Source organism: Acidovorax sp. 107 (assembly GCF_003058055.1).
Classification (GTDB): Bacteria; Pseudomonadota; Gammaproteobacteria; order Burkholderiales; family Burkholderiaceae_C; genus Acidovorax.
Genome location: NZ_QBTZ01000002.1, coordinates 49,853 through 67,373, shown reverse-complemented (window position 1 = coordinate 67,373; position 17,521 = coordinate 49,853). Strand labels below are relative to the sequence as shown.

At 65.2% G+C, this 17,521-nt stretch carries 15 protein-coding genes; 1 reads left to right on the top strand and 14 read right to left on the bottom strand.

The genetic code is table 11. The features are described from left to right. Nucleotides 1–88: 88 nt before the first annotated feature. Nucleotides 89–2,056, top strand: coding sequence for an AMP-binding protein (locus tag C8C99_RS23195; protein WP_108627331.1), 1,968 nt, complete (start codon nt 89–91; stop codon nt 2,054–2,056). On the opposite strand, the gene C8C99_RS23190 is transcribed toward C8C99_RS23195, so the two are convergent. From C8C99_RS23190 to C8C99_RS23125, 14 genes are all read right to left on the bottom strand, one after another. Then, nucleotides 2,010–2,819 carry a hypothetical protein gene (locus C8C99_RS23190; RefSeq protein WP_108627330.1) on the bottom strand — a complete coding sequence of 270 codons (810 nt, stop codon included), beginning with the start codon at nt 2,817–2,819 and terminating at the stop codon, nt 2,010–2,012. The genes C8C99_RS23195 and C8C99_RS23190 overlap by 47 nt on opposite strands. A gap of 43 nt (nt 2,820–2,862) precedes the next feature. Next, nucleotides 2,863–3,840: an acyl-CoA dehydrogenase family protein gene (locus C8C99_RS23185; protein WP_108627329.1), complete on the bottom strand. Its 978-nt coding sequence runs from the start codon at nt 3,838–3,840 to the stop codon at nt 2,863–2,865. A gap of 15 nt (nt 3,841–3,855) precedes the next feature. Next, a complete protein-coding gene (locus tag C8C99_RS23180; protein WP_199226550.1) occupies nt 3,856–5,013 on the bottom strand; it encodes an acyl-CoA dehydrogenase family protein in 1,158 nt (385 codons plus the stop codon). Between the two features lie 60 nt (nt 5,014–5,073). Beyond that, the gene (locus C8C99_RS23175; RefSeq protein WP_108627327.1) at nt 5,074–6,243 is read right to left on the bottom strand and encodes an acyl-CoA dehydrogenase family protein; all 1,170 of its coding nucleotides are present in this window, start codon (nt 6,241–6,243) and stop codon (nt 5,074–5,076) included. Continuing rightward, on the bottom strand, nt 6,243–7,673 hold the full coding sequence (locus tag C8C99_RS23170) for an MmgE/PrpD family protein (protein WP_108627326.1): 1,431 nt from the start codon (nt 7,671–7,673) through the stop codon (nt 6,243–6,245). The genes C8C99_RS23175 and C8C99_RS23170 overlap by 1 nt, the downstream gene beginning before the upstream one ends. A gap of 31 nt (nt 7,674–7,704) precedes the next feature. Then, nucleotides 7,705–8,373: a carbonate dehydratase gene (gene can, locus C8C99_RS23165; protein ID WP_199226549.1), complete on the bottom strand. Its 669-nt coding sequence runs from the start codon at nt 8,371–8,373 to the stop codon at nt 7,705–7,707. Further along, entirely contained in the window at nt 8,373–9,161 is a 789-nt protein-coding gene (locus C8C99_RS23160; RefSeq protein ID WP_108627325.1) for an enoyl-CoA hydratase/isomerase family protein, read from the bottom strand. Before C8C99_RS23160 ends, can begins: the two co-directional genes overlap by 1 nt. A 92-nt stretch (nt 9,162–9,253) precedes the next feature. Beyond that, nucleotides 9,254–10,186 (bottom strand): MBL fold metallo-hydrolase, encoded by a 933-nt coding sequence (locus C8C99_RS23155; RefSeq protein ID WP_108627324.1) that lies wholly within the window; start codon nt 10,184–10,186, stop codon nt 9,254–9,256. Between the two features lie 90 nt (nt 10,187–10,276). Then, a complete protein-coding gene (locus C8C99_RS23150; RefSeq protein WP_108627323.1) occupies nt 10,277–12,280 on the bottom strand; it encodes a biotin carboxylase N-terminal domain-containing protein in 2,004 nt (667 codons plus the stop codon). A 1-nt stretch (nt 12,281) separates the two neighbouring features. After that, complete coding sequence (locus tag C8C99_RS23145) at nt 12,282–13,070, bottom strand: enoyl-CoA hydratase/isomerase family protein (protein WP_108627322.1); 789 nt, start codon at nt 13,068–13,070, stop codon at nt 12,282–12,284. Between the two features lie 24 nt (nt 13,071–13,094). Then, a complete protein-coding gene (locus tag C8C99_RS23140; protein ID WP_108627321.1) occupies nt 13,095–14,255 on the bottom strand; it encodes an acyl-CoA dehydrogenase family protein in 1,161 nt (386 codons plus the stop codon). A gap of 29 nt (nt 14,256–14,284) precedes the next feature. Next, entirely contained in the window at nt 14,285–14,695 is a 411-nt protein-coding gene (locus C8C99_RS23135) for a CoA transferase (RefSeq protein ID WP_108627320.1), read from the bottom strand. Nucleotides 14,696–14,718: 23 nt separating this feature from the next. Then, nucleotides 14,719–16,326, bottom strand: a complete 1,608-nt coding sequence (locus C8C99_RS23130) for an acyl-CoA carboxylase subunit beta (protein WP_199226548.1) — start codon at nt 16,324–16,326, stop codon at nt 14,719–14,721. A 45-nt stretch (nt 16,327–16,371) separates the two neighbouring features. Then, a complete protein-coding gene (locus tag C8C99_RS23125; RefSeq protein ID WP_108627318.1) occupies nt 16,372–17,511 on the bottom strand; it encodes an acyl-CoA dehydrogenase family protein in 1,140 nt (379 codons plus the stop codon). Nucleotides 17,512–17,521 lie beyond the last annotated feature (10 nt).

Below are 17,521 nucleotides of genomic sequence, written 5' to 3'. Positions count from 1 at the left end.
CCTTCCGGCTGCGCACATAAGGAGGCAGAACGACGTGTAAATGCCGGCGCCACTGGACGCCGGCACGACGTTCGGCTAGCATTGAACCATGAATTCTACCAAACAACCGTTTGATTGGATACCATCCGTCGAACTGATGGCGTCATCCAACCTCACCGCCTTCCTGCGCAAAGTGGGCGAATCCAGCTTCGAAGACCTGAGCGTCCGTGCCGATGCCGACCCGGCCTGGCTGATGCAGGAAGTCTTCGAGTTCTGCGACTTCCGCTTCTACCGGCCCTACACCCAGATGCTCGACACCTCGCGCGGCATCGAGTGGGCGCGCTGGTGCGTCGGCGGCACCACTAACATCGTGCTCAACTGCCTGGACCGGCACCGTGGCACGCCGGTGTGGGACCAGACCTTCCTGGTCTGGGAGGGCGAAAACCCGCAACACCGCAGAAACCTGACTTACCGCGAGTTTGACGCCGAGGTCTGCCGCCTTGCGGCGGCGCTGCAGTCGCTGGGCATCGGTCGGGGCGACCGGGTCGGGCTGTACCTGCCCAACCTGCCGGAGACTTTCGTCGCGTTTTTTGCCGTGCTGAAAATCGGCGCCGTGCTGATGCCCTTGTTTTCGGGCTTCGGGCCACAACCCATCGCGGCCCGCCTGAACGACGGCGAAGCCAAGGCGGTGCTGACGGTGGACGGCACTTGGCGGCGCGGCGCGCCCGGCGGCATGAAACCGGTGCTGGACGAAGCGCTGGCCGAGGTGCCGAGCGTGCAGCACGTGGTGGTGCTGCGCCACCTGGGCGATGCCGCCCCCTGCCCGATGACGCCGGGCCGCGACCACGACTGGGCCAGCCTGGTCGCCAGCCAGCCCCACGACATGCCGACCGCCGAGATGCAAGCCGATGCGCCCGCGGTGCTGCTCTACACTTCGGGCACCACCGGCAAGCCCAAGGGCTGCATCTGGACGCACGTCGGCTTCCTCGGCTCGATGGTCACGCGCGACATGCACATCTGCGCCGATTTCAAATCGAGCGACCGTTTCTTCTTCATGAGCGACATGGGCTGGATGGTGGGCGCCATGTGCGCCTGCATTCCCAGCTATTTCGGTGGCAGCCTGCTGGTGGCCGAGGGCACGCCCGACTTTCCCGACACGGGCCGCTTCTGGCGACTGGTGCAGGACCATCAAGTCAGCTATCTGGGTGTCGCGCCCACGCTGATCCGCAGCCTGATGCGCTACGGCGACGAAGAGGTGGAGCGCTACGACCTGTCCGCCTTGCGCATTACCTGCTCCGGCGGCGAGGCCTGGACCGAGGCGCCCTGGCGCTGGTTCTTCAAGCACGTCTGCAAGGAGCGCCTGCCCCTCCTTAACATTGTCGGCGGCACCGAGGTGGGCGGCTGCAACTTCATCGGCACCCTGCACCACCCCTTGCGGCCGGGCTCGTTCGGCGCCCGCGGACTCGGCGCCGGGGTCGACATCGTGAACGACAGCGGCCAGCCGGTCGGCCCGGGCCAGGTCGGCGAGCTAGTGCTGCGCAACCCCAATATCGGCTTCACCAAGAGCCTGTGGCGCGACGACGAGCGCTACCTGGACAGCTACTGGCGCACCATTGCGGGCGTCTGGGTGCATGGCGACTTCGCGATGCGCGACGAAGACGGCCTGTTCTACATCCTGGGGCGCAGCGACGACACGATCAAGGTCTCGGGCAAGCGCACCGGTCCGTCGGAGATCGAAACCCTGCTCACCGGCACCGGCAAGGTGTCGGAGGCGGCCGTGATCGGCGTGCCCGACGAGGTCAAGGGCTCGGCCATCGTCTGCGTCTGCGTGCCGATGCCCGGCGTGGCGGCGGACTCGGCGCTACAGGCCGAACTGTCCCAAGCGGTCGTCCATGGCATGGGCGCCTCGTACCGCCCCAGGCAGGTGCTGCTGGTCAGCGACCTGCCCAAGACGCGCAACATGAAAATCATGCGCCGCGTGGTGCGCGCCGTGTACCGGGGCGACAGTCCGGGCGACCTGTCCGCGCTGGTCAACCCCGAGACGGTGGCCGAGCTGCGGGGCAAGCTGGCAGTCTGATGCCCGATTCCCCGTGAGGTGAGGGGATCAGAACGGCAAGACCATCGGCGTCTTGCCTCGCCATTCGGCGTAGTCCTTGCCCAGCGCGCGCAGCAAACCCCGCTCCTCGAAGTAGATGCCGCTGAAGACGTAGATCGACATACCGGCGGCAAACAAACAGCAGGTGCGACACCGTCATTGTCGGCGCAGCCCAGAACGCGATCAGCAAGCCCAGCATCATCGGGTGGCACACCATCTTGTAGAGAAACACGGTCTTGAACTCGACATGGGTGTAGGTCTTGCCCACAAAGTGGAGATAGACTTGGCGCACTCCGAACAGGTCGAAATGATCGGTCAGGAACGTGGCTACGAAAATCAGCGTCCAACCGAAGCCGAACAGCCCCCAGAGCAGGTACTGCGCCAGCGGGCTGTCGAACTGCCAGACCATGCCGACCATCGGTTGCCATTGCCACATCACCAGCGACAGCGCCACGCCAGAGGCCAGCACGTAGCTGCTGCGCTCGACATGCGCTGGCACCATGCGCACGATCGCCTTCTTGAAGCCCTCGCGCGCCATCACGCTGTGCTGAACGCCGAACACCGCCATCCAGACAATGTTCATGAGCGCGGCACCCCATCCACCGTCGGCGCCGCCATGGCTCACCGTCTTGGGCAACCAACCAGGGAGCGGAATGTCGGCGATGAAACCGATGAAATACAGGAATACGGCAAAGAAGAAGCCGTAACACGCGACACCGTACACAAGGGCGAGGACTCTGGTCATCTGGTTCTCCAATACGGGGCTTATTCAGCGCATCCTCAAACCGTTAAACCGACCGCACAAAATCGGCGATGAGCGTGTCCGAAGCCAACACCTTATTGCCGATCCATGCGTTCCAGTGTGCTTCCGAGCCATGCGCCATGCGCCACTCGTGCAGGCGCCGGGTCAGCAATTGCAGGTCGTATTCTTCGGTGATGCCGATCGCGCCGTGCAGTGCATGGGCGATGGACGCAACCAGCGCCGCCGCTTCGCTGGTGCGGGATTTGGCCATCGCCGCGGCAAGCAGGGACGGCGCCGCGGCGTCGGTGTGGAAGGCCGCTTCGGCGGCCATCGAGGCAGCCGCCACATGTTCGGCCATGACGCTCAACTGGTGCTGCACCGCCTGGAACTTGCCCAGCGTTTTGCCAAACTGGACGCGGTCATTACAGTATTGCAGTGTCATTTCAAACACACGATTCATGGCACCGCTGAGCAGGGCGGCGTGCAAAGCCGCCGCGAACGCCGGCAGCAGCGGGCCCGCGCCGGGCACATGCGTCACGGCGCTTTCATCGGGCCAGCGCAGGGTGGCTGCAAGGCTCCGGTGCACGCCGGTCGCCTCGCGCCGGGCCGCGGCCGCGGGCAGCAGGAGCAAGGCATCGCCATCTCGGGCCAATACGAAATCGGCCACCCGACCGTAAGGCGTCAATGAACAAACGATGGCGCCACTGGCCTCGCGCCGCAACGCAGCGGCCAGCGTGATCATGCCGCCGGGCATCGCAAACCGCGACCCCAGCAGCGCCCGCGCCACAATCGTCTGAGCCGCCGGCACCGGCACCGTGTAGCGGCCGAAGCTACTCAGGATCGGGAACAGATCGGCCAGCGGGAGGCCGGCACCGCCAGCGTCCTCTGGCCCCAGCAGTTCGAGAAACCCCGCGCCCTCCACCGCCTGCCACAGTGCAGCGGGCGAGCCGCCCGCTTCAATCGCGCGCACCACGGCCGGCGTGCATTGGTCTTTGAGGATGTCTTCAATCGCTTGTGCAAACATGGAATGCTTTCGTTCTCAGCGCAAGCCCAGACCGCGGGCAATCATGCCGCGCAGGATCTCGCGCGTGCCGCCGCGCAGGGAATAGGTGGGCGCGATCTGGTTCACATAAGCCACGGCGCCGTACAGCTCAGCATCGACCGGAGCGTCCGGGTCCAGGGCGATGGCCGCTTCGATCACGGCCGGAATGCTCTGCTCGAATTCCGTGCCGATGTCCTTGACCAGGGCGGCTTCGACCAAGGGGCTTTCCCCGTTGACGAGCTTGGCCGTGACGGCGATGGACATGTTGCGCAGCGTGGCCAGGTGCGTGGCGAAGCGCCCAATGGTGGCGGCGTGGGCAGACGCTTCGGAGCGGCTGCGCAGGCAGGTGATCCAGTGTTCCAGCAGCACGATGCTGGAATAGATGCGTTCCGGGCCGCTGCGCTCGAAGGCGAGTTCGGCATTGACCTGTTCCCAGCCGCTGCCTTCCGCGCCGACCAGCGCGTCGTCGGCCAACAGCACATCGTCAAAAAAGACTTCCGAAAAATGGGCGTCGCCGGCCAGGTCATGAATCGGGCGCACCGTCACCCCAGGCAAGGACAGGTCGACAATGAACTGCGACAAACCCTTTTGCCGGTCCTGCGGCTCGCCCGACGAACGCACCAGGGCGATCATGTAATGACAGTGCTGCGCGTTGGTGGTCCAGATCTTGCGGCCGTTCAAGCGCCAGCCCCATTCGCAGCGCGTGGCCCGGGTGCCAACGCTGGCGAGGTCGGAGCCGGCATTGGGTTCGCTCATGCCGATGCAGAAAAAAGCTTCGGCACTGCAAATTTTAGGCAGATAGAACTGGCGTTGCGCCTCCGTGCCGAACTTGAGGATCAAGGGCCCGCTCTGGCGGTCGGCAATCCAGTGCGCGGACACCGGGGCACCGGCGGCCAGCAGTTCCTCCACCAGCACGAAGCGCGAGAACGCGTCCAGGTTGGCACCGCCGTACTGGGCCGGCAAGGTCACGCCGACCCAGCCGCGCGCCGCCAGCTTCTTGCTGAAGGCGGCATTGAAACCCATCCATGAACGGGCCCGGATGTCGGCGGGCGCGGGCGCCAGGCTGGATTGGAGGAACGCCTTCACCTCGGCACGAAAAGGGTTCGTCCGCGCGGGAAGGGTGGCGAGCCGAAAAGCGGATAGCAGGTTGTTCAAGAAATGTTCCTCCGTGGGATGCATTGACCGTCGGGTGGAGGCAGCGCCCCAGCTGATGCATCAGATCGGGTTGCGCTCCACCAGTTGGCTGGCGATGATCAAGCGCTGCAATTCGTTGGTGCCTTCGCCAATGCACAGCAGCGGCGCGTCGCGGTAATAGCGCTCGACGTTCATTTCCTTCGAGTAGCCATAGGCCCCGTGGATGCGCAAGGCCTCCATCGAGTTTTCGACCGCCGCCTCGCTGGCGAACAGCTTGGCCATGCCGGCTTCCATGTCGCAGCGCTGCCCGGCGTCATAAGCCTTGGCGGCCTGTTCGACCAGCAGGCGGGCGGCCTCGGCGCGGGTCGCCATATCGGCCAGCTTGAGCTGGATCGCCTGGTGTTCACAGATCGGCTTGCCAAAAGTGCGCCGCAGTTGGGCATAGGCCAGCGACTCCTCCAGGCAGGCGCGCGCCACGCCCACGCCGCGCGCAGCCACATTGATGCGCCCCAACTCCAGTCCGCCCATCACGTGCTTGAAACCCTGCCCTTCCACGCCGCCGACCAGGTTGGCGGCCGGCACGCGAAAGTTGTCGAACACCAGCTCGGCGCTGTCGATACCCTTGTAGCCGAGCTTTTCCAGCTTTCTGGTGGCGCTGAAACCGGGGCCCTTCTCGCAGATGAAAAGACTCATGCCGCGATGACGGGGCTGGGCCCCGGGGTCGGTCTTGACCAGCACGGCAAAGACCTGGCCATGGCTGCCGTTGGAAATCCAGGTCTTGGTGCCGTTGATGACGTAGTGGTCGCCGTCGCGCCGGGCCACCGTGCGTACCGCCTGCAGGTCGGTGCCGCAGTCGGGCTCGGTCAGGGCCAGGCCGCCGCGCAGCTCGCCGCTGGCGAAGCGCGGCAGAAAATGCTGGCGCTGCGCCTCGGTGCCGTTGCGCTGCACGCAGGCGGCCATGATGAGGTGCGAGTTGATGATGCCCGATACCGACATCCAGACCCGCGCGATGCGCTCCACCACCTTGGCATAGGTGCTGGCCGACAGGCCCAGGCCGCCATATTCCTCGCAGATGATGCAGCCGAACAGGCCCATGTCGCGCATGCCGGCGACGATGTCGGCCGGCCATTCGTCGGCGTGTTCGAGCCGCTGCGCCACGGGCTTGATTTCGCGCTCTACGAAGCGTTCGACGGCGGCGAGCACCAAATTTTCTTTTTCGGCATCAAAGACCGTGGGCTGGCTGCTCGTCATCAGAGGGCTCCGGAAGTGCTGGTTTTGGGGTGGGCCAGGGTCTGTGCCAGGATGGCGGCGTCTTTGGCGCGGTCGGCGCTCAGCACAGCGTCGCGCAGGCGCAGCACCTGATCGCGCGGCAGGACCAGTAGCGCATTGCCCATGAATTTGGCCTCGACGTCAGCAACCGTGATCGGCCGGCCCGGTGCGCCGCGGTGCGCTGACTCGCGCCAGCGCAGTTCACGCCCGTCGTGCGTGCGCACGCGCAGTTCGCCGGAAAAGAGGGTGGGGTAATCGGCATCGGGGTCGGCCGCGTGCTCGATGCGGTCAGCCAGCGCCTGCACCTGTGGGTCGGCCAGGTGGGCGGCATCCAGTTCGGCCAGCCCCAGCTCGCCGCGCAGCAAGGCCAGCGCGACCAGATGGTGAATGCTGAACTGTGATTCGTAGACGTTTGCTGGCCGCCGCTTGGCCGCCACCGGCTCGCACACCACCGGGTGCACCCCTTGCGGCAACAGCACCTGCACCGAGGCGATCTCCTCGGCGCGCAGACCCGCGGCGCGCAGCGCCAGCGCGGCATCGATGCTGGCGTGCGTGAAGTGGCAGGTCGGGTACAGCTTGACCGCCACTTCCATCAGCGCCCAGCGCTCACCCAGGCCGCGTGTGCACAGTGCCAGATCGGCGCTCTGGCCGCGCGCGGCCAGGTGACTGGCGTACAGGCCAAAGCGCCCCTCATACGGCTGCGACGGGCCACGGAATCCCGCACCGGCCAGTGCCGCGGCGGTCAGCCCGCTGACGCCGGCCCAGCCCGGGTGCATGCGCTTGGTCCAGGCACCGTCGCCCAAAAACTCCATGCTGCCCGACGCCATCGACAACACCACGCCTTGCGCGTGCTCGAGGGCGGCCAGGTCCAGCCCCATCAGCTTGCCGGCCGCCAGCGCGCACCCAAAAGCCCCGACCAGCCCGGTCGGGTGAAATCCCACATCATGAAAACCACCCCGAGCCGCCGCACCCAGGCGCGCAGCAACCTCAATCGCCAGCACGTAAGCTGTGATCATCTCGGCCCCCGTCGCATGCCGTTGCGCCGCCAGACCCAGCGCCAACGGGAAAGCGCTGGCGCTGGGATGCGTGATCGCGCCGGGGTGGGTGTCGTCGAAGTCCAGCCCGTGGACCAGGATGCCATTTATCAGCACCGCATCGCGCAGCGGCAGGGGTGCAAAGGCGCCCATGACGGCGCTGTCACCCGTGCCGCCCAAGGCCTGCAGGCCGCGGTAGGCACAGTGCGCGAAATCCTGCCCGGACGAGGCCAGGGCAATGCCCAGTGCGTCGAGCATCAGCAGCTTGGCCTGTTCGACCACGGCCGCAGGCAGCATGCCGGGCTCCAGCCCGTGCGCGAAGGCGGCCAGTTGGGCAGCGATGCGGGGGGCCGGGAGGGTTGTCGTGTCGGCTGACATGTGGAATAGCCTTTTGTGTTCTTCGTATCACTCAGAGTGTGCCAAGGGCAGCAAGCGATTGAGCGTATTGCTCCTGCCGGTCCTGCACGCCTTTGACGCTGCCCCCGACCGGCCGCAGCAAGCCGTCGCGCAGGCCGTAGACCAACCCGTGCACCTCAACTTGCTGCCCGCGCTCCCAGGCGCGGCGCAGGGTGGTGGTGCGGCACACGTTGCTGACTTGCTCGATCACGTTCATCTCGCAAAGCCGCGCGGCGCGCTCGTCAAGGCCCCAAATGCAGTCGAGCCGATCAGCGTGTTTGCGCGCCACATCCTCCAGATGGCGCAACCAGTTCTCAGCCAGACCGGTGCGGCGCTGTTCTATCACCGCCTGCACGCCGCCGCAACCGTAGTGACCTACCACGAGAACATGCTCGACTTTCAACACCTCGACCGCATACTGCAGCACCGTCAGGCAGTTCAGATCGGAGTGCACCACCAGGTTGCCAACGTTGCGGTGCACAAACACCTCGCCAGGCCGCAGGCCCAGGATTTCGTTGGCCGGCACCCGGCTGTCGGAACAGCCGATCCACAGATAGCGCGGCATTTGCTGGTGCGCCAACCGCTCGAAGTACTGCGGATCTTCCGCAGCACAGCGCGCCGACCAGGCACGGTTGTTCTCCAACAAAGGGGCCAGGCTGGACATGGCATCCCGGGACGGCATCAGCGCCCCTTCCACACCGGCTTGCGCTTCTCGGCGAAGGCACGCGGCCCCTCCTGCGCGTCCTCGCTGGCGTAGGCGGCACGGTAGATGTTGTGCGCCAGCGCCATGCCGGCCTCGCAGCCAGCGCTCATCGCCGTCATGATCGATTCCTTGCCCGCCATCACCGACAGCGGCGCGTTGTCGCGGATGCGTTCGGCCAGCGCGGTGGCACGAGCGCGCACCGCATCCGGCGTGTCTTCCAGGTAGTTGATGAAACCCAGTTGCTTGAAGGTTTCAATCGGATACAGGTCGCCGGTCAGCACCATCTCCATCAGCAGCGGCTGCGGCAGCATCCACAGCAAGGGGATGGCCCACGGGCTGCCACGTCCGGCGATGCGGGTTTCGGTGATGCCGACCTGCGTGCCCTTGAGGCCCACACGCAAATCCGAGTTCAGGCTCAGCATCATGCCACCGGCGATCAGATGCCCGGTCATGGCCGCGATAATGGGCTTGGCCACGCGGCGCTGGCGGCCGTGGAACGGGTCCTTCATCTTGGTCAGGATGTCCACGCCCTCTTCCTTCTTGACGCGCGCGGCCTCCCGCAGGTCGAGACCGGCGCAGAAGGTGCCGCAGTCGGCCGAAGTCAGGATGGCCACGCGCACGTTTTTATCGGCATCGACTTCACCCCACAGGTCGTGCAGCCGGTTGGCGGCGGCCGGTGACAGCGCGTTGCGTATCTCGGGACGGTTGATCTTCACGGTGGCAATGCCATCGCGCACTTCGTACAAAACCGTTTCTGCTTCACTCATATCCTGATGTCCTGTTAAAAAATTGCCTGCTCTGCTCATACGACCGCTGATTCGTCAGCGCCTTCGTCGCATGATCCACTCCGTGACCGATTTCACGCGTTGTAGACCATGTCACCTTCTCTTCGTGCGGCTGCTGAACGCACAAGCTCTTGCGTCAACTGTTCCATCCAGTGGTCGATGGGACCAGAAGGAACAAACCGCTGGTGAATGAGCTGAAAGTAGCTGGTGTTTGCGGCCCATCTGACAAAATCTGCAAAAGGCATTTGCTGCTGATCAAGCAGTTTGAACTTCAGCAAAACCTTGGCCGCGTGATGCGCATGTCGGTCAGGACTTTTGACAAAGGCATTCAGGCGCTCTCGCGCCTTAGCCAGAACCTCGGCACGGTAGCCAAATACCGGGCCGTGGCCAGGAATGACCCAGCGCGGGTCCAACCGCTCAATCAAGTCGAATGTAGCGGCCACCTCGTCAAACGCGGTTTCACCATCGAGCTCCGGAAACACCACGCCGAAGCCTTTTTCCCACAAGGCATCTGCCGAAATCAAGGTTTGGGACCGAGGCTCAAACAGAATGATCGAATGGGGATCATGGCCCGGTGCCGCATGGATTTGCCATGCCGTATCTGCCAGCTGAACGACCGTGCCCGGTAAAAGAAGGCCATCGAACTTAAACCGGGGGCAGTGCTGCCCGGATGGTAAATAGTTCAGGGCAACGGGGTCCCACGACGAAACAAGTGATGCCTGGCCAGGCGGAATGAGGGTTTGAAGTTCTGGATAACTGCGCTGGAGGGCGGCGTTGCCTCCGCAGTGGTCGCTGTGCAAATGGGTATTGAGCAGCAAATCCAGCGGCCGCTGCTGCAAAGCGGCGCCGACCAGCCCGGTGGTTTGTTCGGCATGCGTACTGTAACCACTGTCAACGAGTGCGCTGGACTGCGATCCGAGGAACAGAATATTGTTTGAGGACAGCCAGCCGCGCTCGAATACTTGCACGCCTGTCGGAAGATTTCTGTCAAAATTGGTTTTTTGCATCAAAATGGCCCCTAACCACCGTTTGGCGGACGCGATAAGCTATTAAATCAATAGCAATCACAAGCGCCGCATCCAGTGACAGCGACACGCTCATTCCACCGCGTCTTCGGATTCGACCACCGCCACCACCAGGCCGCGCTCGACCATCTGGCCGGCTTGCACCGACAGCGAGCGCACCACCCCATCGTGGTCGGCGTTGATGCGCATCTCCATCTTCATCGACTCCATCGTCGCCACCACATCGCCGGCGCGCACCCGCTCGCCAACCGCGACATGGGTTTTCAGGATCATCCCCATCATCGGCGTGCGCAACTGGCCGCTGGCCTGGCGACCCGTGGCAGCCTGGCTGAGGTAGGAGGTCACACCGATGGCGTGGGCGGTCCCGACGCCCTGCACAAACACGGTATCGTCGCTGCGCACGATAGTCAGCACTTCATGCCGATCTCCCATGCGCAAACGCCAATCGCCCCCGACCATGGCGGTCAACGCCAGGCGAACCCGCTCGGCGCCGATCTGCACCGTCATTTCGGGCTCGGGCGAGACGGCACCAAACCGGATCTCGTGCGTTGCGCCACCCGAGTGCAGCAACAGCGCCGGAACCGGTGCAAGCGGGTCGTCGCCGGCATGCATCTGCCAGCCCGTCACATCCAGGGCCGACCAAGCCCCGAATTGCTTGCCGCTGCACCGCGCATCGAGCAACCACCAGGCCGCCGCAGCGGCCAGCCGCTCCAGCGGCGCGCTGCTCACGCCCAGACTCCCCTCGGCCAGCACCTCGTCAATCAGACGGGTGTGGAAGCTGGCGTTGCGCGTGGCGGGCAGGGCCAGCAGGCGCTGCAGAAAAGCGCAGTTGGTTTCGACGCCGTGGACCTGGGTTTCGCCAAGCGCCAGGCTCAGGCGGTCCAGCGCCGCCTCGCGCGTGGGCGCATGCGCAATCAGCTTGGCCAGCATTGAGTCGTAGTACGGCGTAACCGCCATGCCAGCCCGCACACCTGATTCGACCCGCACGCCAGAAGTCGGGAGCCGCACCGCGATCAGCTCGCCGGTGGAAGGTAGGAAATTTTGCGCGGCATCCTCGGCGCAGACCCGCGCCTCGATCGCGTGGCCACGCACCTGGGCATCGCTCTGGCGCAAGGGCAGCCCCTCGCCGGCGGCGATGCGCAGCATGATCTCGACCAGATCCAGCCCGGTCACTTCTTCGGTCACCGGATGCTCGACCTGCAGCCGAGGATTGACTTCGAGAAAGTGGTGCTGCTCGCCGTGCACGATGAATTCCACCGTGCCGACGCCGCGGTAGCACAGTCGCTTCCCCAAGCGCACCGCGTCACTGAGCATCGCCTCGCGCAGCGCCAGGGCGAGGTTCGCCGCCGGCGCCTCTTCGATGACTTTCTGATGGCGCCGCTGCAACGTGCATTCGCGTTCGAACAGATGAATCACTTCGCCACGCCCGTCGCCGACGATTTGCACCTCGATGTGACGCCCGCGTTCAACGAAAGATTCGACAATCAGGGCCGCGTCGCCAAAGGCGCTCCTGGCTTCGCGCATGGCCGACTCGATGGCCTCCATCAGCCCGTCCAACTGCTGCACCACCCGCATGCCCTTGCCGCCGCCACCGGCGGCGGCTTTCAACATCACCGGCAGTGGCAATCCACGCACGAGGGCCGCAACTTCGGCCGCATCGCGGCTCGGCAGCTCGCTGCCGCCGAGAACGGCCACGCCTGCAGCGCGGGCCTCGCGCTTAGCCGAGGCCTTGTCGCCCAGGCGATCAATGACCTCGGGCGTCGGGCCGACGAAGACCAGACCGGCAGCCTCGACCGCGCGCGCGAAGACGGCGTTCTCGGCCAGAAAGCCAAAGCCCGGATGAATGGCCTGCGACCCGGTGCGCCGGGCCGCATCGATCACCGCATCAATGCGCAGGTAGCTATCGGCCGCCGCCGCCCCGCCGATCTCGATCGACTCGCCGATCAAGTCAACGTGCAGCGCATCGCGGTCGGCACTCGAATGCACGCCGGCTGTCGCCACGCCAAGGCGGCGGCAGGTGCGGGCGATGCGGCAAGCGATCTCGCCGCGGTTGGCAATCAGTATTTTTTTGAACATATCAGAGACCGCTCCAGCTCGGCGCGCGCTTTTCGTTGAAGGCTTTCACGCCTTCGAGCCGGTCGTCGGACGACACCAGCACGTTGTAGGCGGCAATGTCCAGCGCGTAGCCGGTGTGGAAGTCGACTTCGCCGCTGCGCGAGGCCGCCAGCTTGGCGTAGCGCGCCGCCATGGGCGCGGCCAGCGCGATGTCACGTGCATCGGCCACCGCCTGGCCCGGCTCGGCCAACTCGGTCACCATGCCCCATTCGGCGGCTTCTTCGGCCGAGAAGCGGCGCGCGGTGAACAGCAGTTTCTTGGCCCGTCGCATGCCGACCGCGCACACCAGGTTCTGGATGCCCCCGCCGCCGGGCATGATGCCGCGCCGCAGCTCGGGCAGAGAAAACACCGCCGCGCGCGAGGCGACGATGTAGTCGCACATCAGCGCCAGCTCGCAGCCGCCGCCATGCCCGTGGCCTTCGACCGCAACAATCACGGGTCGCGGAAAATCCCTGACGGCCAGCAACACCTCTTCCGCGAGCTGGTGCTGACGCCGCCATTGACCGTCGGTCATGCCGTCGCGCTGCTTGAGGTCGCCGCCGGCCGAGAAGGCTCGCTCGCCGGCGCCGGTGAAGATCAGCACGCGCAGCGCGTCGTCGAACGCCAGTTGGTGCAAGGCCTCGCGCAACTCGACGAACATCTGTGTGTTCATCGCGTTCAGAACCTCGGGGCGATTGAGAATCAGGGTGCGGATGCCATCGGCGGCCTCGGTGCCGGGCGCCGTTTCGATGCGCAGTGTCGTGAATTCCATCGTCTTGTTCCTTGTCTCGGCCTCTCAGTACGAACGGGGCATGCCCAGCAGATGTTCCGCCACCTGGGCCAGCACCAGGTTGTTGGAAATCGGCGCGGTGCGGAACAGCCGCGTCTCTTTCCACTTGCGCTCGATGTCGTATTCGCAGGCCACGCCGTAGCCGCCAAAGGTGGTCATGGCCGCTTCGGCGGCTTCCCAGGCGGCTTCGCTGGCCAGGTACTTGACCATGGTCGCCTCGCGCCCGCAGGGCAGTCCGGCATCGAACAGCGTGGCGGCCTTGTTGCGCATCAGTTCGGCGGCCTCGATGTTCATGTGGGCGCGGGCGATGGGAAACTGCACACCCTGGTTGGCACCGATCGGGCGGTCGAAGACGACACGCTCGCTGGCATAACGCGAGGCCTTCTCGACGAACCATTTGCCGTCGCCTATGGCCTCGCTGGCCACCAGCAGGCGTTCGGAGTGCAACGAGTCCAGAAGGTAGTAAAAACCCTTTCCTTCCTCGCCGATGCGGTCGTCGTCGCTCAGTTCCAGATTGTCGATGAAGACCTGGAAGGCGTGGTGATTGATCATGGTGCGGATCGGCGTGGCCTTGAGCGATGCGCCAGCCTTGGCGATGTCAACCAGGAACAGACTCAGGCCGTCTGTCTTCTTGGCCGCCTCCTCGATCGGCGTGGTGCGCGCGATCAACAGGTACATGTGCGAATGGCTGTAGCGCGAGGTCCATGTCTTCTGGCCATTGACGACATAGCCGCCGGGCACCTTGCGCGCAAAGGTCTTGATGGCCAACGTGTTCGAGCCGGCATCGGGCTCGGTCACGCCGAAAGCCTGCAGGCGCAGGCTGCCGTCGGCAATGCGCGGCAGCATCCTGCGCTTTTGCGCCTCGCCACCATGCCGCATGATCGCGGCCATGGTGTACATCTGGGCATGGCACGAGGCGCTGTTGCCGCCGTTGTGGTTGACCTCTTCCAGAATAGTGCAGGCGTCCATCAGCGATAGCCCAGAGCCGCCGTATTCCTCGGGAATCAGCGCGGCCAGCCAGCCAGCCTGGATCATGGCATCGACAAAGGCCTCGGGGTAGGCCCCGTCCTGCGCGCACTGGCGCCAGTATCCGAGGCCAAAGCCATCGCACAGGGCCTTCACCGCGGCACGAATTTGGGTTTGGGTTTCGGTGTAGCCAAAGTCCATGGGTGTCCTCTGGAGAGTTGTCGGCGCCGTCAGTCGACGACCGAGCTGCGTCGCAGCTCGACAAGCTCTTGCGCATTCAGGCCACATGCCACCAGTACCTCGTCTGCGCGCGCGCCCAGCACTGGCGAGCTTTGGCCGGTGCGGCCGCGCCGCCCCTGCGAATTGATCGACAGACCCATCGCCTTGTGTTCAGGCGCGCCGTTAACCGGCAGGTTCGAGATCGATGCACACGCTCTTCTTGTTGCGTCCAGTGCCGGAAACCCGGTCGACTGGCCACCCATCTCAGGCGGCTTCCCCTGCCGCGCGTCGTCGCCACTGCCCGGACGTTCGATCTTGATGACCTCGGCGCCGAAGTCGCCCAGGGCTTGGGCGCGGAAGGTGCCGGCGGCGTTTTGCGTCAGGTCGAGCACGCGGCAGTCAGAGAGAATGGTTTCCAGCATCTTGAATCCCGTGGCCCGAGGACTCACATCCTGAACACGCCGAAATGCGTGTCGTGCCGCGGCACGCGGCCCGCCAGCTCCAGCAGCAAAGCCATGGTGTCGCGTGTTTCCAGAGGGTCGATGACCATGTCACACCACAGATTGGAAGCGTAGTTGTAGGGACTGGAAAAGCGCTCGAATTGCTCGCGTATCGGTTGCTTGAACTGCTCGCGCTGCTCGTCGCTCCAGCTTGTGCCCTCGCGCCGGTGGATGTTCTCGCGCACCATGGTCAGCGTGGTGGCGGCCTGCTCCGGCCCCATCAGCGCGGCGCGGCCGGTGGGCCACATCATCATCACATTCGGCTTGAACGGACGTCCGCACATGGCCAGATAAGCCGCCGCGTACGAACCTCCGGTGATCAGCGTGTAGCGCGGCACGTTGGCCGAGGCCATGGCCGTCATGAACTTGGCGCCGTGCTTGGCAATGCCCTGCTGCTCCACCGCTTGACCGACCATGAAGCCTGACACATCGGCGATGAACAGCAGTGGGATGTCGCGCTGGCAGCACAACTCGATGAAGTGCGCGCCCTTGAGCGCGCTCTCGGAGAAGATCACGCCGTTGTTGGCCAGAATGCCGATCTGGAAGCCCTTGATGCGCGCAAAGCCGCAGATCATGGTGTCGCCGTACAGCGGCTTGAACTCCTGCAGATCGCTGTCATCAATCAGTCTCAACAGTACTTCTCGGTTGTCGGTCGGGTGCCGGTTGTCGGCGCTGACGATGCCGTAGATCTCGCGCGGGTCATGGCGCGGTGGCAGTGGCGGCGCCACGTCCCAGCGCTGCTTGGCCCCGGTGCCGAGGTTGGCCACGATGCCGCGCACGATGGCGATGGCATGGCCGTCGTTCTCGGCCAGGTGGTCGGTGACGCCGCTGACGCGGCTGTGCATCTCGCCGCCGCCCAGGGTTTCAATGTCAACCTCTTCCTTGGTGGCTGCATACACCAATTCGGGCCCGGCGAGGAACATCGCGCCCTGGTTGCGCACGATCACCGCCTCGTCGCACAGCGCCGGCAGGTAAGCGCCGCCAGCGGTGGACGGCCCGTGCACGGTGGCGATCTGGGTGATGCCCTCGGCCGACATGCGGATCTGGTTGTAAAAGATCGAACCGAATTGCCCGTCATCGGGAAATATATGCGCCTGCTCCGGCAGGTTGGCGCCGCCCGACTGAACCATGGTGATGCACGGCAGCCGGTGCTGCCAGGCGAACATCTGAGCCCGCACATGTTTTTTGGCGGTGATGCCGTAGTAGGTGCCGCCCTTGACCGTGGCATCGTGAATCATCAGCATGCAGGCGCGCCCGCACACCAGCCCCACGCCGGTGATGATGCTGCCGCCCGGCGGCACGCCCGCGTACAGGCCGTCGCCGGCAAGCTGCCCGAATTCGAGGAAAGGCGAGCCGGGGTCGAGCACGGCGGCCAGTCGCTCGCGAGGCAACAACTGCTTGCGCTTCTTGTGCAGCAGGCGCGCCTTTTCGGGACCGCCGATCAGGGCTCGTGCGCGGCGTTCATGCAGATCGGCTATACGCGCCTCATAGGCTTCACGGTTGCGCTGAAACTCAGGCGAGCTCGGTGCGGCGGTAGATGTCATCAGGCTCATTTGGTCAGCCCGTCAAGGGGCGCGGTATCGGTCGGTCACGGGCGATCAAGCCGCTGCACGCAGCGCCGCAAAACGCTGCAGGTGGTGGTCGGAGCTGCCCAACAGATTGCAAAAAAGCGTCAAACGCCGGAAGTAGTGGCCGATGTCCAGCTCCTCGGTCATGCCCACGCCGCCGTGCAACTGCACCGCCTGCTGCGCCACATGGCGGGCGCGCTCGCCAATGGCCGACTTGGCCGCCGAGACCGCGCGTGAGCGGGTAGCCGCGTCGGGATGCTCGGCATGCAAGGCCGCCATCAACAGCAAGGAGCGGCTGGCCTCGACCGCGGCGAACATGTCGACCAGCCGGTGCTGGATAACCTGGAAGCTGGCAATGGGCACGTCAAACTGCTTGCGCGTGCTGACGTACTCGCCGGTTTTACGCAGCAGCGCGCCCATCGCGCCGAGTGCGTCGGCGCAGGCGACCACTATGCCGAGGTCAACCAACCGCTCCAGCAGCGCCAGACCCGCGCCTTCGGCGCCCAGCAGCGCATCCGGCCCGAGCACGACCTGGTCCAGCACCAGGTCGCCAGCCCGGCTGCCGTCGTAGGCCGGGTAGCCCGCCACTTGCAGGCCTGGCGTTTTTACGTCGACCAGAAACAGGCTGATGCCCTGGCGCTCGTCCGTTGCGCCCGAGGTTCTGGCGACAACCACGAAGCCGTCGGCCCAAGGGGCGCCCAGCACACCGCTCTTGCGGCCCGACAGCAGCCAGCCGCCGTCCTTGGCCATGGCACGCGTGCTCACATAGCCGAGTTCATGACGTGCATCGGCCTCGCCATGCGCCAATGTCAATATGCGCTGGCCTGACGCGAGACCGGGCAGCCAGGCCGCCTGCTGCGCCGCGCTGCCCGCGCGCGTCAGCGCCTGCGCGCCCAGCACCGTGCTGGCCAGGTAGGGCTCGACCACCAGCGCGGCCCCCATCGCCTCGGCGATCTGGATCAGCTCGACCACGCCGCCAAAACCGCCATGCGCCTCGGGCAGGCCCAGCCCCAGCCAGCCGAATTCGCCGAATCGCCGCCAGTGCTCGCGGCTCATGCCTGCCTCGGATGCGACGATCTTGTTGCGCGCATCGAAACGGTATTCGGCACGCAGAAATTTCTGCGCTGCGTCGCGCAGCATATTTTGCTCTTCGGAGAGATCGAAGTTCATCGTGTTCCTT

Coding starts and splice junctions, on each gene's coding strand:
- C8C99_RS23195 (WP_108627331.1), top strand. CDS start 89: ATGAATTCTACCAAACAACCGTTTGATTGGATACCATCCGTCGAACTG.
- C8C99_RS23190 (WP_108627330.1), bottom strand. CDS start 2,819: ATGACCAGAGTCCTCGCCCTTGTGTACGGTGTCGCGTGTTACGGCTTC.
- C8C99_RS23185 (WP_108627329.1), bottom strand. CDS start 3,840: ATGTTTGCACAAGCGATTGAAGACATCCTCAAAGACCAATGCACGCCG.
- C8C99_RS23175 (WP_108627327.1), bottom strand. CDS start 6,243: ATGACGAGCAGCCAGCCCACGGTCTTTGATGCCGAAAAAGAAAATTTG.
- C8C99_RS23170 (WP_108627326.1), bottom strand. CDS start 7,673: ATGTCAGCCGACACGACAACCCTCCCGGCCCCCCGCATCGCTGCCCAA.
- can (WP_199226549.1), bottom strand. CDS start 8,373: ATGCCGTCCCGGGATGCCATGTCCAGCCTGGCCCCTTTGTTGGAGAAC.
- C8C99_RS23160 (WP_108627325.1), bottom strand. CDS start 9,161: ATGAGTGAAGCAGAAACGGTTTTGTACGAAGTGCGCGATGGCATTGCC.
- C8C99_RS23155 (WP_108627324.1), bottom strand. CDS start 10,186: ATGCAAAAAACCAATTTTGACAGAAATCTTCCGACAGGCGTGCAAGTA.
- C8C99_RS23150 (WP_108627323.1), bottom strand. CDS start 12,280: ATGTTCAAAAAAATACTGATTGCCAACCGCGGCGAGATCGCTTGCCGC.
- C8C99_RS23145 (WP_108627322.1), bottom strand. CDS start 13,070: ATGGAATTCACGACACTGCGCATCGAAACGGCGCCCGGCACCGAGGCC.
- C8C99_RS23140 (WP_108627321.1), bottom strand. CDS start 14,255: ATGGACTTTGGCTACACCGAAACCCAAACCCAAATTCGTGCCGCGGTG.
- C8C99_RS23135 (WP_108627320.1), bottom strand. CDS start 14,695: ATGCTGGAAACCATTCTCTCTGACTGCCGCGTGCTCGACCTGACGCAA.
- C8C99_RS23130 (WP_199226548.1), bottom strand. CDS start 16,326: ATGAGCCTGATGACATCTACCGCCGCACCGAGCTCGCCTGAGTTTCAG.
- C8C99_RS23125 (WP_108627318.1), bottom strand. CDS start 17,511: ATGAACTTCGATCTCTCCGAAGAGCAAAATATGCTGCGCGACGCAGCG.